General features: G+C 69.8%; 12 protein-coding genes. 6 read left to right on the top strand and 6 right to left on the bottom strand.

All coding sequences use genetic code 11. The features are described from left to right. Nucleotides 1–35: 35 nt before the first annotated feature. Both ACFSL4_RS19470 and ACFSL4_RS19465 read right to left on the bottom strand, forming a co-directional pair. Complete coding sequence (locus ACFSL4_RS19470; protein WP_381084312.1) at nt 36–695, bottom strand: arsenate reductase/protein-tyrosine-phosphatase family protein; 660 nt, start codon at nt 693–695, stop codon at nt 36–38. Then, entirely contained in the window at nt 692–2,161 is a 1,470-nt protein-coding gene (locus ACFSL4_RS19465; protein WP_381084310.1) for a tyrosine-protein kinase domain-containing protein, read from the bottom strand. Before ACFSL4_RS19465 ends, ACFSL4_RS19470 begins: the two co-directional genes overlap by 4 nt. A gap of 628 nt (nt 2,162–2,789) precedes the next feature. Between ACFSL4_RS19465 and ACFSL4_RS19460 the strand changes: the two genes are divergently transcribed. The 4 genes from ACFSL4_RS19460 (at nt 2,790) to ACFSL4_RS19445 (ending at nt 8,553) form a co-directional block, all read left to right on the top strand. Beyond that, nucleotides 2,790–3,317: a hypothetical protein gene (locus ACFSL4_RS19460; RefSeq protein ID WP_381084308.1), complete on the top strand. Its 528-nt coding sequence runs from the start codon at nt 2,790–2,792 to the stop codon at nt 3,315–3,317. Further along, a complete protein-coding gene (locus ACFSL4_RS19455; RefSeq protein WP_381084306.1) occupies nt 3,314–5,209 on the top strand; it encodes a DUF4012 domain-containing protein in 1,896 nt (631 codons plus the stop codon). Before ACFSL4_RS19460 ends, ACFSL4_RS19455 begins: the two co-directional genes overlap by 4 nt. Continuing rightward, on the top strand, nt 5,202–6,113 hold the full coding sequence (locus ACFSL4_RS19450; protein ID WP_381084304.1) for a glutaminyl-peptide cyclotransferase: 912 nt from the start codon (nt 5,202–5,204) through the stop codon (nt 6,111–6,113). The genes ACFSL4_RS19455 and ACFSL4_RS19450 overlap by 8 nt, the downstream gene beginning before the upstream one ends. A 172-nt stretch (nt 6,114–6,285) precedes the next feature. Next, nucleotides 6,286–8,553, top strand: coding sequence for a (Fe-S)-binding protein (locus tag ACFSL4_RS19445; protein ID WP_381084302.1), 2,268 nt, complete (start codon nt 6,286–6,288; stop codon nt 8,551–8,553). 78 nt (nt 8,554–8,631) lie between these two features. Here ACFSL4_RS19445 and ACFSL4_RS19440 read toward each other — a convergent pair whose 3' ends face one another. Both ACFSL4_RS19440 and ACFSL4_RS19435 read right to left on the bottom strand, forming a co-directional pair. Beyond that, the gene (locus ACFSL4_RS19440; RefSeq protein WP_381084300.1) at nt 8,632–9,555 is read right to left on the bottom strand and encodes a GDP-L-fucose synthase family protein; all 924 of its coding nucleotides are present in this window, start codon (nt 9,553–9,555) and stop codon (nt 8,632–8,634) included. A 176-nt stretch (nt 9,556–9,731) separates the two neighbouring features. Further along, entirely contained in the window at nt 9,732–10,490 is a 759-nt protein-coding gene (locus ACFSL4_RS19435; RefSeq protein ID WP_381084296.1) for an FkbM family methyltransferase, read from the bottom strand. 329 nt (nt 10,491–10,819) lie between these two features. Here ACFSL4_RS19435 and ACFSL4_RS19430 point away from each other — a divergent pair, with 329 nt between their 5' ends. Continuing rightward, nucleotides 10,820–11,899: a CgeB family protein gene (locus tag ACFSL4_RS19430; RefSeq protein ID WP_381084294.1), complete on the top strand. Its 1,080-nt coding sequence runs from the start codon at nt 10,820–10,822 to the stop codon at nt 11,897–11,899. A gap of 29 nt (nt 11,900–11,928) precedes the next feature. Next, the gene (locus ACFSL4_RS19425; RefSeq protein WP_381084292.1) at nt 11,929–13,485 is read left to right on the top strand and encodes an oligosaccharide flippase family protein; all 1,557 of its coding nucleotides are present in this window, start codon (nt 11,929–11,931) and stop codon (nt 13,483–13,485) included. A gap of 102 nt (nt 13,486–13,587) precedes the next feature. Here ACFSL4_RS19425 and ACFSL4_RS19420 read toward each other — a convergent pair whose 3' ends face one another. Further along, a complete protein-coding gene (locus ACFSL4_RS19420) occupies nt 13,588–15,045 on the bottom strand; it encodes an O-antigen ligase family protein (RefSeq protein WP_381084290.1) in 1,458 nt (485 codons plus the stop codon). Nucleotides 15,046–15,094: 49 nt separating this feature from the next. Beyond that, nucleotides 15,095–15,324: GDP-mannose 4,6-dehydratase (locus tag ACFSL4_RS19415; protein WP_381084288.1), on the bottom strand; the 230-nt coding region annotated here is incomplete at its 5' end.

Here is a 15,324-nt window from a genome sequence, read left to right as displayed (position 1 = left end):
TCGGGTCGGCGTCAACAGAGCTGAGTCACAGGGACTCAACTTTGGTTCGGTGGCTCAGGGCAACCGAGGGGCGACGGTGCGTGGGCCCGGCCGCCGTCCAGCAGGCGGGCCAGCCCCCTCACCGCCTCGTCGATCTCCAGGGCGCACCCGTGCAGTACCTCGCGGGGCATGCCCCAGGGATCGGCGATGTCGTCCTCCTCCGGGGTGACGGGGGCGGCCGTGCCGCGGCGGGCCGCTGCGGCCGCCACCACCGCCTTCAGACGGTCCACCGTGTTCGAACGGTCCACCGTGTGCAAACGGTCCGGGCCGCCCGGACCTTCCCCGTGGGGCGTCCCGACGTCCCCTCCGCCTCCGGCGCCGAGACGCACGAACTCCTTCAGGGTGAAACAGCGCCGCAACGCGACCGGCGCCAGGCGCACGGCCGCCTCCCGGTGCTCGCGGGCGAGCCCGAGCACCAGAGCCGCTCCCGCCACGAGCTCCGCGGTGAGCCGGCGGGACGCGAAGCCGGAGGCGTCGCCGCCCAGCTCCTCCAGCACCGACTTGGTGGAGGGTTCCATGCTGGGCCAGGACCACGCCTCCGTACCTGCGCTCTCCGGCCGTACGCCCGAGCCGGGCGGCATCCTCACGGCCAGCAACCGCTCGGCGAGCGCCGAGCGGTACACGTTGCCGGTGCAGACGAACAGGACCCGGGTCATCTCCCTCCCGCGCGACGAGGCCCCCCGGGTGCGGCTGCCTCCTTCCGGGGAGCGGCCGTCCGAGGAGCGGGCAGCTCGCCGTATCCGCCGTAGGCCCCATAGGCGCCGTGACGGGCGCCCTTGGGAATCGGAGCCATGCTGAAGACAGTGCCGAGGGTGCGGACGCCCACGCGCTCCAGCGACTCCGTGGCGTGACGCACTTGGTCCCGACTGGTTTTCGCCGCGCGGACGACGAGCAGCGCACCCTGGGTGAGCGGTGCAAGCCCGACGGTGTCGGCGACCGGCAGCAGGGGGGCACTGTCGACAATGACGACCTCATGGGTGCCCGCCAACTCACGCAGCACCTCTTCCATGCGTGCCGACGCGAGCAGTTCCGTGGGGTTCGGCGGTACGGCACCGCTGGTGAGCACGGAGAGCCGGCCCCCGGCCTGCTGCATCACGTCCCGGATACCGGCCTGGCCGATGAGCACCGTGGTGAGCCCGGCGTCCTGGACGAGGCCGAAGGTCGAGGCCACACACGGACGGCGCAGGTCGGCGTCCACCAGACAGGTGGAGATGCCCGCCTCGGCGAGTGAGAGGGCGAGGTTCGCCGCGGTGTTCGTCTTGCCCTCACCGGGCATCGAACTCGTGACCAAGATGATCCGGGGCCGGTCGTCGACCTGCGAGAACTGCAGGTTGGTGCGCAGTTTGCGGAATGCCTCGGCGCGCTTGGAGTGCTCTGCGCTGACGAGTGGATGCCTGGGGGCGTTCTTGTCGTACGGAATGGTGCCGAGGCCGGGCAGGTCGGTGAGTTCGACCAGTGCCTCGCTCGTCTTGAGGGTCGTGTCGAGGGTCTCGCGCAACACGACGATCCCAGCGCCGAGCAGCAGGCCGCCGAGCACTCCCGCAGCCAGGTTCAGCAGGGGGCGGGGGGAGACCGGGGCCACAGGGGCGACGGCTTCCTGGGTGATGCCCAGAGACACGGGGGAGACAGGCGGGGCGTCGCCCGCGCGCTTCTTGCCGGCTCGGACCGGGCCGGGTACACGCCTGGGCGCTTCAAGCCGCTCCACGACAGCGCTGAACCGCCCCGCCACGGCGTTGGCGATCCGGGCGGCCCGCTCGGGTTCGGTGTCCCGCACGGTGATGTTGATGAGCACGGTGTTGAGCGGTGCCTCGGCGGTGATCTGGGACGCGAGCTGTTCCGGCGTGATGTGCAGCCGCAGCTCCTTCACCACGGGCTGGGTCACCTGACGGGTCGTGACGATCTCGGCGTACGACTGCACGCGCGCCTGCGAGAAGCTCTGCCCCTGGTTCAACTGGGCGGTGTCCTCGCCGGTGCGGGTGGCGACGAAGAGCTGAGTCCCGGCCTCGTAGACGGGGGTGCTCAAGCCCGTCATGGCAAGCGCCGCCCCGATCGCCAGAACCAGACAGACCACGACGGTCGGCCAGCGTCTGGCAAGAGCCTTCAGGAATCCGTGGAGATCCAAGCTGCACCCCTCATAGAACCGAGGGAACCACCCGAAATAGGCTGTTCTGTTCCCTGTGCGTGCAGCCGAAGATTAGGGACTCGCGCGCTCCAACCGGGGGAGCCACCCCATGTCGTCCCGCCGAACGACCCTGGACGCACATCACCCCCTCACTCCGCCGGGCCCACGAGGCGAGTCATCGAGAGGCGGCCTCTACCCCATCCGGTGCCTTCTGGGCGGCACCCCGCACCCGTTGTCCGTATGTCCCATTTATTCCATGTATCTAGATCTTGATACGGCTGACGCTGCGCAGCCTGACCCGTACAGAAGTCGAGGAGAGTGACCGAAGATGACGACATCGCCGAGATGGCGGGTTGCGCTGGCATCGGCAGCATCGGCTGCCGCGCTGGTCGCCACACCACTGGCAGGGGCGTCGACCGCCTATGCACAGTACGGAACGCCGCCCCCGACCCTGAGAGTGGACCCCACGACGGTGACCGCCGGTGGCACCGTGACCATCTATGCGGAGAACTTCCCCGCCAGCACGGTGCTCACTGAAGAGCTGCACTCGGATGACGGTCGCACCGGGAACCGCGGGAACAACGGGAGCCGGGGGGGCGACAGGCGCAGCGGGGGCAGTGGACGCAGTGTGCGCGGCGGACACAACGGCCACGACGACGGCCACGGCGGGCACAACGGGCACAACGGGGGCGATGAGGCCGACGGGGGCGACGGGGGCTTCCTGGGCAGGGTCACGACGGACGCGACGGGAGCCGCCACCGACACGGTGACGATCCCGGTTTGCACCTCCCCCGGGTATCACTTCCTCGAACTGGAAGACAACCGCTCCCACCTGGAGGCATGGGCGCGCATCAGGGTGCTGGCCGCCGCCGGCGGGGGAGACAGCCGCTGCCGCGGTGACGACGGACGCGGTGACGACGACCGGCGCGACGAGGGACGCGACCAGGGCAGGGACAGGGACAGGGACAGGGACGAGTCCATGGGCAGCGAGGAGTCCTCGGGCCGCCCCGGCGCGGCCGGTGCGCCGGGCCGGCGGCAGAACGCCCTCGCGGCCACGGGCAGTGAGAAGGCCATGGCGCTGGGCGGCGCCGCTGCCGCACTGGTCGTCCTGGGCGGCGGCACGATGATGGCCGTGCGCCGGCGCCGCAGTTCATGACGGAGCGCACCATCGGCAAAGCGGTACCACGGCGTCCCGGCCCCCGCCGGGACGCCGTCGGCGTACCCGGGCCCGGCCGCTCAGGCGACCGTTCACCGGGCCGGCGTCGCGCCCTGAGGATCGCCCTGCTGGCCGCCGCGGCGCTTCCGCTGGCCGGCGCGGCATGGATCGGGGTCACCGGCCTGCTCGCCCGTTCGGAACTGACGGCCGCCCAGCGGGACCTCGACGCGCTGCGGCAGTCGGTCGCGCCCGCACCGGCGCCCGGCCCCGCCGGCGGTGCAGCAACGTCGGCGGCCGCCCAGGACCGTGTACGGGCCGTGCGTTCCGCGGCCGCCCACGCCGCCCGGGCGCATGACCTCACCACCGGCCCGGCCTGGTACCCGGCCGCCCTCCTGCCCTTCGTGGGGGAGCCGGTCAGAACCGTGCGGGGCGCCGCGTACGCGGCGGACAGGCTGGCCGGCGGCGTGCTGTCCCCCCTGGCGCAGGTCCTGCCGGCTCCCACGTCAGGCAACCGCGGCGACGGGATGTCCAGGGCCCTCGCGGCGTTGCAGGAGCACGCACCGGACGTCGTCCGGGCCGCACAGGTCGCGGCCGAGGTGAGGACCGACGTGGACGGGCTCCCGCGATCCACGTGGCTGCCGGCAGCGGACCGGGCCCGGTCCGAGCTCGCGCGGCAGGTCGACCGTCTCGTCCCGGTGATGAGCGACGCCTCTCTCGCGGCCCGCGTCCTGCCGTCCATGCTCGGCGCGCACGGGGAGCGGCGGTATTTCATGACGTTCCAGAACACCGCCGAGGCGCGCGGCACCGGTGGCCTGCCGGGCGCCTTCGCCGTGCTGCGGGCCGACCGGGGCCGTCTGTCCTTCGAGCGGTTCGGCAACAACACCGAGATGGCCTCGGTCAAGGCGGACGTCGACCTGGGAGCCGACTTCACGGCCCGTTACGGGGGCTACAACCCGACCGGCACGTGGAACAACTCCAACCTGAGCCCCCACTTCCCCTACGCGGCCCGCATCTGGGCCTCGGCCTGGCGCCGGCACACCGGCCAGCATGTGGACGGCGCCCTCGCCGTCGATCCCGCCACGCTGAGCCGCTTCCTGCGCGTCACCGGCCCGGCGCGCATGCCGGGGGGCGTCGAGCTCACCGCCGACAACGTCGTCGACCTCACCGAACGAGCCAGCTACGCGATGTACGACAACACCATCGAGCGCAAGGCGTTCTTCGTCAGGGCGGCCCGCGCGGCCGCCGGGCGGCTGATGTCGGCGGCCGGCGACTCCCGCCTGCTGCCCGCGCTGCTCGTCGCCGTACACGACGCCCAGCGGGACGGACGGCTGAAGGTGTGGAGCGCCCACGAGAGGGAACAGCGGCTCCTTGAGACCCGCTCCCTCTCAGGCACCCTCCCGGACACTCCCGGCCCCTTCGCGGGGGTGGTGGTGAACAACGCGGCGGGCTCCAAGCTGGACTACTACCTCGACCGCAGCCTGGTCTGGGAGGCGAAGGGCTGCTCGCGCGGCGACCGCGCGGTCACCGCGACGGTCACCCTGACCAACCGGGCCCCCAAGTCGGGGCTGCCCGGCTACGTCACGCTGCGGGTCGACTCCCCGCGTCACCCCACCCGGCCGGGTGACAACCGGCTCATGGTGTCGTACTACGCCGGGGTCGGGGCCAGTCTCACGAGCGCCACTCTCGACGGACGCCGGGTACCGCTGGCCTCCGGCGTCGAACGCGGCCACTCCGTGTTCTGGCTGAACGTCGAGCTGCCCGCCCGCTCCAGCCGCACCCTGGTGCTGCACCTGAGGGAGCCGCACGCCGACCGCGCTCCCGTCGTCCTGCAGCAGCCCCTGGTGACGCCTCTGCGGAGCACGCTGAAGCCGGGAGGCGCCTGCCATGTCTGAGCGCGGGCGCCGCGCGGGCGCCGCCGTGCTCACCGGCGCGCTTCTGCTCGTGTCGTGCATCGCCGGGAACCCGGCTCGGGACCGCCCCGCCTCCGACGACGAGGCCGGGAGGCGCTCCGCGGGGAGCCGGCGGGCCGCAGGGGATTCGCATGCCGCAGGGGGCGGGCGGGCCACCCCGCCCCCGGTCGAGCACCTGCGGGTCAAGGTCCTCGAAACCCTTCCCCACGACCCGCAGGCGTTCACCCAGGGCCTGGAGATGGCCGACGACAGGCTCTACGAAGGCACCGGCATCCCCGGCCGGTCCTCACTACGGGCGGGACCCCCCGGCAAGCGGCCCACGGTCCGCACGGCGCTGCCGAAGCCCTTCTTCGGCGAGGGGATCACCGTGCTCGGCCGCACCCTGTGGCAGCTGACCTGGCAGAACCACATCGCCATCGAGCGCGACGCCGGGACGCTCGCGGAGCTCCGACGTGTCGCGTACCCGGACGACGGCTGGGGTGTGTGCCTGCAGCGGGCACGGCACCGCCTGGTGACCAGTGACGGCTCGTCGCGGCTGATCTTCCGTGACCCGCGCACGCTGGCGAAGACAGGCCAGGTCACCGTGACCGAGGAGGGCCGGCCGGTGACGGAGCTGAACGAGCTGGAGTGCGTCGGCGGCGCCGTCTTCGCCAATGTGCTCTTCACCGACCGCCTCGTGCGCATCGACCCGGCCACCGGCCGGGTGACGGCGAGCATCGACGCCTCCGGGCTGCTGCGCGAGGACGAACTCGTCCAGGGGGCCACCCTGAACGGTATCGCGGCAGTCCCCGGCACCGATCAGTTCCTGATCACCGGGAAGTTCTGGCCGAAGATGTTCCGTGTGGTGTTCGTCCCGGCGGGGAGGGCCGGCGGCTCCGGAGTCTGAACCGGGGGAGGGGCTCCGACAGCGACGCAGATCACCGCCTGCGCCACTACAGTGCGGCGGCATAAGTGGGTAGTCTCAAACGGACTGCATAAGTTACCGCTTAGTAATCACGTCCTCGGAGTACACAGGAAGTACGCCGCAGGAACCCCTCGCAGGCCCGAGGAGCCCCCAAATGCAACTCGCCGCGATCATCGTGTCGCTGGTCCTGACCGTGGTCGGCGTCGCCCTGCTCGCACGCGCCGTCGGCCAGTTCGTCCGGTATTTCAAGCTGGGCCAGCCCGTGCCCGCCGGCAGCCGGACCGACAACCCCTACCAGCGCAGCGTGACGCTGGTCAGGGAGTTCCTCGGCCACACGCGGATGAACCGGTGGGGCATCGTGGGCATCGCCCACTGGTTCGTGGCCATCGGCTTCCTGACCCTGCCGCCGACGATCATCAACGCCTACGGCCAGCTCTTCCAGGCCGACTGGACGCTGCCGGTCCTCGGCGGTTTCCTGCCGTACGAGCTGTACATCGAGTTCATCGGCACGATGACCACCCTCGGCATCGTCACGCTGATGGTGATCCGCCTGCTGAGCCTGCCGTCACGGCCCGGCCGCAAGTCCCGGTTCGCGGGCTCGAAGATGGGCCAGGCGTACTTCGTCGAGTACGTGATCTTCACCATCGGTCTGGCGATCATGGCCCTGCGCGCGCTCGAGGGCGCGCTGCACCACGTGGACCACTACGAGGCCGCGTACTTCGCCTCGTATCCGCTGATCCTGGCCCTCAAGGGCCTCAGCCTGACCACGCTGCAGAACCTCACGTACTTCTTCGCCATGATCAAGCTGGGCACCACCATGGTCTGGATGATCACGGTGAGCCTGAACACCAACATGGGTGTGGCCTGGCACCGCTTCCTCGCCTTCCCGAACATCTGGTTCAAGCGCAACGCGACCGGCGGGACGGCCCTCGGCGCGCTGCAGCCGATGACGTCGGGCGGCGAGCCGATCAACTTCGAGGACCCGGGCGAGGACGACGTCTTCGGCGTCTCCCAGGTCGAGCAGTTCTCCTGGAAGGGTCTGCTGGACTTCTCCACCTGCACCGAGTGCGGCCGCTGCCAGTCGCAGTGCCCGGCCTGGAACACCGGCAAGCCCCTGTCGCCCAAGCTGCTGATCATGTCGCTGCGGGACCACGCGCACGCCAAGGCGCCGTACCTGCTGGCCGGCGGCGGCAAGACGACGGAGGGCGAGGAGAAGGCGTCCGAGGAGCAGCTCGCCGGTGTGCCGGCCGCGGCTCTCGCGGAGGCCGAGCGGCCGCTGATCGGCACCGTCGAGGAGAACGGCGTCATCGACCCGGACGTCCTGTGGTCCTGCACCACCTGCGGCGCCTGCGTCGAGCAGTGCCCGGTCGACATCGAGCACGTCGACCACATCGTCGACATGCGCCGCTACCAGGTCATGATCGAGTCCGCGTTCCCCTCCGAGGCGGGCACGATGCTCAAGAACCTGGAGAAGAAGGGCAACCCCTGGGGCCTGGCCAAGAAGCAGCGCCTGGAGTGGACCAAGGAGGTCGACTTCGAGGTCCCGGTCGTCGGCAAGGATGTCGAGGACCTCACCGAGGTCGACTACCTGTACTGGGTCGGCTGCGCCGGCGCCCTGGAGGACCGGGCCAAGAAGACCACGAAGGCGTTCGCCGAACTCCTCCACATCGCGGGCGTCAAGTTCGCGATCATGGGCGGCGACGAGAAGTGCACCGGCGACTCGGCCCGCCGCCTGGGCAACGAGCCCCTGTTCCAGGAGCTCGGCATGGAGAACGTGGCCGCGCTGAACATGGCCTTCGGCGAGGACGACGACGACCCGTCGACGAAGAAACCGAAGTCGGCGAAGAAGATCGTCGCCACCTGCCCGCACTGCCTCAACACCCTCGGCAACGAGTACCCGCAGCTCGGCGGCGACTACGAGGTCATCCACCACACCCAGCTGCTGCAGCACCTGGTCGACGAGGGCAAGCTGGTCCCGGTCACCCCGGTCGAGGGCATCATCACCTACCACGACCCCTGCTACCTGGGCCGCCACAACAAGATCTACACGCCCCCGCGCGAGATCATCGGCAAGGTCCCGGGCCTGCGCAACGAGGAGATGCACCGCCACAAGGAGCGCGGCTTCTGCTGCGGCGCCGGCGGCGCCCGCATGTGGATGGAGGAGCGGATCGGCAAGCGCATCAACAACGAGCGCGTCGACGAGGCACTCTCCCTCAACCCCGACATCGTCTCCACCGCCTGCCCGTTCTGCCTCGTCATGCTGACCGACTCGGTCAACGGCAAGAAGAACGACGGCCAGGCGAAGGAATCCATCCAGGTCGTGGATGTCGCCCAGTTGCTCCTCGACTCCGTGAAGACGCCGGGCGACCCGGCGGGCTCGGAGGAGCCCGAGGACGCGCCGGAGCCGGAGCCGGTGAAGTAGTCGCTGCGCACAGACGGGTGAAGGCCGGTACCGCTCAAGCGGTACCGGCCTTCGCGTTGTCCGACCGTGCTGAGACGGTCAGCGCCGCAGGGCGCCGGATCCGAGGTTCTCGACGTACCAGGCGTACGTCTGGGCGAGTCCCTCACGCAGTCCGATGCGAGGCGCCCAGCCCAGCGCGGTGAGCCGGGAGACATCGAGGAGTTTGCGTGGAGTGCCGTCCGGCTGGCTCGGGTCCCATTCGACACGTCCCTGATACCCGACGACCTCCGCGACCAGTTCCGCCAGTTCCCGGATGGTCAGGTCCGTGCCGGTGCCGATGTTGACCGGCTCGTCCGCGTCGTAGTGTTCCAGCACGTGCAGGCACGCCCGAGCCAGGTCGTCCACGTGCAGGAACTCCCTGCGAGGCGTGCCACTGCCCCAGTTCACGACGCGCCTGGCCCCCGACTCCTTCGCCTCGTGGAACCGCCGGACCAAGGACGGCAGCACATGGGAGTGTTCGGGATGGAAGTTGTCGCCGGTCCCGTACAGATTGGTCGGCATGGCGGAGATCCACGGCAGACCGTACTGCCGCCGTGCCGCCTGCACGTGCATAATTCCTGCGATCTTGGCGATGGCGTAGGCGTCGTTGGTCGGTTCGAGCGGACCCGTCAGCAACGCCTCCTCCCGGATGGGCTGCTCGGCGAACTTGGGATAGATGCAACTGGAGCCGAGAAACAGCAGCCGCTCCACTCGATGCTCCAACGCAGCGTCCAGCACGTTGACCTGGATGCGCAGGTTGTCGGAGAGGAACTCGACCGGCCGGGTAGCGTTCGCCCTGATCCCGCCCACCCGCGCGGCCGCGAGCACGACCGCGTCGGGCCGCTCGGCGGCGAACCAGTCGAAAACGGCCCGGCGCTCCCGAAGGTCCAACTCCGCCGATCCGGGCCCGACCACATCGGTGAACCCCTCCCGGACCAGTTCCCTCCACACCGCCGAACCGACGAGACCACGGCTTCCGGCCACGAACACTCGGGCCGAACGGTCGAGGGGGTGGTGGGCCTTCGTGTCCGCCGCCGCACCAAAGGCCCTCGGTGCTACAGCGGTCAGAGGTGTGACATCACCGCCTGTGTTCGTAGGGATGGCCATGGGCGTCGCTACCCTCCTTGACTGACGTTACGTCGGGCCGTCTTACGGTGGAGTCACCATTGCGGTTGAGAAGATCTGGTTTCCGGGACTTGTTCCGCCGCGGAGGCCGGATGGACGCCGTCGCGGAAGAACACGGCATCGCACTGCAGCATTTGGCCCGTTCGTGGATCGGTGAACCCGGGCATCAGGCCCATCAGCGTCAGGCCGTATCGGCGCTGCACGAGGTCGAGCGCTCGAGAGAACTGCAGTCCGCCCTCGTACAGAGGGACACACGAGAGTTCCATCTGCATTCCCGTGCACTCCTTGACGCAGTCACCGGCTCCACGCAGGACCGCCTCTTCGTAGCCCTGGACATCGAGTTTGAGAAAGACCCGTTCTTCCGGTCGCGTCAACTGCGGCCATAATGCGTCGAGTCGACGCTGTGTCACCTCCTGCCGGTCCACGTAACCGGATTCCGGACACGCCTCACGATGCCTCGGCAGCATGGGAAGGACGGAACTGCTCGCCTCGTCGTTTCCTGCCACGTTGACGGTGACGGTGGCGTCCTCGTCGCCGATCGCGTACGGGAACGCCGTCCACAGCCCGTCGGCGGCCGACCGACGGCGCAGGTCCTCAAAAGGCCCGCTCAGCGGTTCGAAGGAAGTAATCCGTCCCCGGTATCCGAATCGCCGCAACATCGCACCGTACTGCCCACGGTTCGCCCCGACATCGACGACCGCACCAACGCGGTAGCGGGACAGCAATTGCACAAGGCGGTATTCGAGAGCGCATTCGGGAAACCGCCTCACGTCAATGCCGAAGTGCTGGGCCACCGTACGAAATCGGTGAAGAGTAGTCACCCGCCCATTGTGCCCGTATCACCCGTGATTCACGGACATATGGGGCAGACAGAAAGCCGCGTCCGTTCGCTGGTCCTTACGGGTGAATCGGGGCCGTCCTTCCCGGACACCCCCGACAGCGCCTGTTGGCCTCACATCACGTGCCCTACGTTGCTGCCACGACGCTACGAGACACAGTGCGGTGCGGGGCCACACTGACGTGCCCACCACCGTTTTCGGCCGGCACTGTTCCTGACGGAACGACCTGTGCAGCCCGGATCCACGCGCATTCGCCGGTCTGCCCAGAGCCCTGAGGAGTGGTGATGAGTCCACCAGTGGTGTTGCACCTCAGCAACGAGCCGAAGCTCACCCCGTGCAGCGGCTTCGTCGGCGCCTTCCGAAGGCTGCAGGCGGACGGCCGTCTGAGGCACACGGCAACCGCTCCGCGGGCCGACATGGCCCGCGGTGGGCGTGAAGCGGTGTTCACCGCCGTGAAGCGCGCGATCGCCGACGCGGTCCCCGACGTGGTGCTGGTCCAGTGTCCACAGGGCTACCCGTTCGGGCACGACGACGTCGACCGGCTCCTGCGTCTGCTGGGCGGGCCCCGCGTCGTCTGCTGGGAGGGAGACGCGTGGGGCGGCAACAAGCGCCTGCCGCAGTCCACCCTGGCATGGCTGCACCGGGCCGACGCGGTGTTCACCGTCGCCGGCGGCGCCCAACTGACCATGCTGCGTGCCGCCGCGCGCGGAACGGTCCACTACGTGCCGAACACCTTTCCGCTGGACCTCTTCCCCGAACAGGACCGTCCGGCGCCACCCGGCGACGGGGCCCATTTCGACGTCGTGACCATCGGCAACAACATGGTGAGGGCCGGCCTCGTACAACGCGTGCCGGGTGCCTGGGACCGAACGCGTCTGGTGCGCGGACTGCGGCGCCTCGGCTGCCGCCTGGGCGTGTTCGGGGCGGGATGGCGCGGGCCTCACGCCTGTGGCCCCCTTCCCTTCAAGGACCAGCTGGCAGTGGTGCAAGACGCCCGGCTCAGTGTGGGATGGAATCACTACGGGCACTACCCGGGAAGCTTCTCCAACCGATTGCCCATCTGCGCGGCGGCCGGCCGCGTCCACGTGGGGCAGGGAGGTTCCGGCCGGGAGTGGCTTCCCGGGCCGCAGGACGGGCTGCACCTCGTACTGACACCGGCGGAGGCGGTGGCGCGGGTGCGTGACCTGCTGACCGTCAAACAAGAAGAGCTGGACCAGGCCGGGCAAAGGCTACGGCACTGGATCCACACGCGGCTGACCGACGTGCAGTCGCTGCAGTTCATGCTCGGCGGCTTCGCCCCCATGCCGCGTCCACCGGACGACCCGTGGCTGAAGATCGCGGCGTGGGAGAGCGGCGCAGAGTGAGGTCGCGCCGTCTCCCCACGTGGACCTCGGTGAAGGCGCCGTACACCGAGGCGGACAATGGCAGACGCTCCAAGAACCACCCCGTCGTCACCGCAACTCTGTGGAACTACTGCTCAGCAGCCGTGGCCACGATTCTCCAGCTCGGCTACACGGCATATACGGGGCGTACCGTCAGCGTATCCGCCTTCGGCGCCTTCGCCTCCGCCCAGTCCATCATTCAGCTCCTGGGGTACTTCGCCAACGCGGGGCTGGGAACAGCCGTGCTCCGTGCACGTGAGCCCTCCCAGGAACTGCTGGCGGCAGCGCTGAAGCTCGGGGCCGTCAGCGGCCCCCTGTGCTGCGTCCTGATCCAGGCGACGGCCACGATGTGGGCCGACCTGTGGAACGCGCCGCAGGCCACACCGATGCTGCGGGTGCTCGGCTGCCAGTTTTTGATCCTTCCCTTCGCGGCGATCGCGACGGCCTGGCTGGGACGCCTCATGGCCCAACGCACCGTCGCGGTGATCGAGATGGCCTCACAGTCCACGGGGCTGCTGGCCAGCACAGTGCTGCTGACGTCCGGCTGGAATCCGGTGGGGCTCGCCGCCGCCCCCGTCGTCTCTCAGCTGTGTGCGGCTGCCCTGGCGTTTCCGCGACTGCTGCTCCTGCTGCGGGCATTGCGACCGCCTGGCCGTCCCCACCGGCGGGTGAGGCTCTGGAAGCTCGCGAGGACAACGGGTTTCCTCGCCGGCCACTCACTCGTTCAGTACGCCACCAACACCCTGCCCCTGTGGACGGCGAGCGCGACACTCGGCCTGACCGCGGTCGGCAACTACTCCCGAGCCGTGATGTTCACCGGGATTCCGCTGGCTCTCCTGGCGAGTGGGCTGTCCCGGGTCACGACGCCAAGCCTCTCCCGAGTGCTGGCGCGTGTTCAGAGTGACGGGCAAGCCCTGATCCCAAGGATCCCCGGCCGGCAAGTGGACGACCGTGTCGATCCTTCCTTCACCCGTGCGGTCACGGATGTCCTTCTCGCTGCCTCTGCCCTGTCGTTCCTGCCTTTCGCGTTCCTGGCCGGAATCGGGCCAAAGATGCTCCGCCTGCTCCTGGGCCCCGGGTGGGCGGACGCCGCAAGCCTGGTGCCATGGCTGTGCCTGGCGTCCAGCGCGGCGATGATGTACTCGACCGCGCTGTCCGTGGACACCGTGCGCGGAGCGTTCCGCCAGATGGTTCGCGCGCAGGTCGTGACCGCCACCGCGATCGGCGGGACGGCCATCGCCGCGGCTGCCACCGGCAGCATTCACCTGTTGGCTCTCGCCGCCGGCGCGGGGCCGTTGTGCGGCCACGCCGTCCAGATGCGCACGTGGCGCACCGACAGCCTGCTCGAATCCCGCAGGCTGTGGGACGGCTACCGGGTGCACGCCGCCCTCGCGCTCCTCCTCTACGCTGCCGGCGCGTCCATCGCCTGGTTGGCCGACGGCCGTCTTCTGCGGGCGGTCCCGGTGCTGCTGTGCACGGTGTGCGCCCTTGGCGTGTGCTGGCGGTTGCGCAGCCGCCAGCCCCTGTACCGCATCGCAACGGCTCGTGGTCTGCTGTCGCCTCAGTGATGGATGGAGTCGCCGAGAAGCAACTTTGTTGGCTGACGGGGCTTGGGGCGGCGGCTGTCGGAGGAGGCGCCGCCGCGGAGACCCGCGTCGAGGACACAAACGTCACGTACACGTCGGCGCTGCTCTTGCCACTCTCCGATGGGAGGCGCCGGATCCCGCCGGCACCCACGCCGTGCGCGGTTCCACGACCGCAGGACGGGGCAACGGCCCTGGAACGTCGGCCGACCTCTTGCCGGTGCCCCGGTCGGCCGTCCTGAACCGGATCTGCCACAGGCACAGTCCCAGGAGCAGCCCCTGCTCGGGAGACGCGGAGTAGGCCGCACAGAACACGAGCTGGGAGACGATCAGCAAGCGCAGCAAAAGGCCGCCCGGTCCGTCGCGGGGAAGCCGCCACCAGACCTGGGTGTACACGGCCACCAGCAGGAGCAGGCCCACCAGACCGAGGCGCAGAGCCACGTGGACGTAGTAGTCGTGCGGGGACACCGTGATGAGGCCCCCTTCGACGATGCGCACGTACCCGGAACCGAACGGTGACCCGACGACCCAGTCCACCCATGGCCTCGGCGCACTCAGCAGTTCCTGCCAGCCGAGAATCCGCCACACGAACGTACTGTGCGAGTCCTGCGCGTCCGCCAAGGATGCGGCGACCTTGCCGCCGACCGATCCGAAGACGCCCAGGCCGTAGCAGACCGCGGTCAGGCAGCCGACGAGTACCCCAGCGACGGCGGTGGCGACGCGCTGTCCCGTGGGAGAGGGACGGAGCGCCCAGTACACGACCACCACCACGGCCGCCACCACCCAAACCGTCCGGTGCTGCAGCAGGATGACGCAGACGAACAGCAGAACGGCCAGTGTGGACCTGATCAGGCGATGACGCCTCGTACCGGATCTGCCGCCACCTGCCCTGCCGGGCACCCGTGGGTCCGATGCAGGCGGACACAGCAGCAGTACCGCGCCCTGCACCAACATGAGCGCCGCGTTCGCGGGCACAGGCCTGGCATCGGTGACCGCGCCGACCGCCGCAGTCGGGGACCCCACCGCTTGCAGCCCCGCGTCGGCCCATCCGGCCAGGCTCAAGACCACGTAGACGGCTGCGGCCGCCAGCCACGCCCTGCCGATGACTCTGCCCATGGCCGCGCTCAGGGGAGCCGTGGCGACGTACAGCGTGAAGGCGAAGACCTGGAAGAAGTAGACGCGGGAGTCGTTGGCGGCCGTCTGGAATCCGCCGACGCCGATGCCCCGGACGATCGACCATACGGTCAGGGCCATCATTCCCAGGATGAGCAGCACCCCCGCTCGGGCCGGCACGCGGTGGAGCAGCAGACGGGACAAGGCCACCAGGCACGCGCAGGCGCTCAGGAAGTCGGCGGGGTAGGCGTGGAGGCCGACGTCGAGCGCGGGAAGACGCCCGTGCGCCACGACGATCCACACCTGTGAGGCCAGGAGCAACCCGACGCCGACCGAGTAATGCCGTGCGAAGATCCACAGCAGAGCGATGGCCAGCGTCAGTGCTGCGAAAAGGCTGGGGGCCGTGTCGACGGCGACGGCAAGGTGGTGCACTGTGGGGCCTGCCCTAGAATCGACTGAACAGTACGAAGAGGCGGCCTCGTCATCCCGTCGCCGGCGAAAGTGCCGTCGCGGCCGTCGTGTCCACCGGACCGGCGGGGCGCGGCAGGCCGGCGAGTTCGGCGTCGACCATGAGGCGGGCGAGTTCGGGGGCGTGGATGGTGGGCTGCCAGCCGAGGACCCGCCGGGCCTTGGAGGCGTCCCCGACGAGGTGGTCGACTTCGGAGGGGCGCAGGTAGCGCTCGTCGAAGCGGACGTGGTCACGCCAGTCCA

Source organism: Streptomyces caeni (assembly GCF_042678285.1).
In the GTDB taxonomy this organism is placed as follows: Bacteria; Actinomycetota; Actinomycetes; order Streptomycetales; family Streptomycetaceae; genus Streptomyces; species Streptomyces caeni.
Note: the sequence above shows the minus strand (reverse complement) of the source record. Positions and strands in the feature narration are given on the sequence as shown.

Bases quoted from the DNA above. Each gene is read 5' to 3' on its own strand.
- ACFSL4_RS19450 (WP_381084304.1), top strand. From the start codon at position 5,202: ATGTCTGAGCGCGGGCGCCGCGCGGGCGCCGCCGTGCTCACCGGCGCG.
- ACFSL4_RS19445 (WP_381084302.1), top strand. From the start codon at position 6,286: ATGCAACTCGCCGCGATCATCGTGTCGCTGGTCCTGACCGTGGTCGGC.
- ACFSL4_RS19470 (WP_381084312.1), bottom strand. From the start codon at position 695: ATGACCCGGGTCCTGTTCGTCTGCACCGGCAACGTGTACCGCTCGGCG.
- ACFSL4_RS19455 (WP_381084306.1), top strand. From the start codon at position 3,314: ATGACGGAGCGCACCATCGGCAAAGCGGTACCACGGCGTCCCGGCCCC.
- ACFSL4_RS19430 (WP_381084294.1), top strand. From the start codon at position 10,820: ATGAGTCCACCAGTGGTGTTGCACCTCAGCAACGAGCCGAAGCTCACC.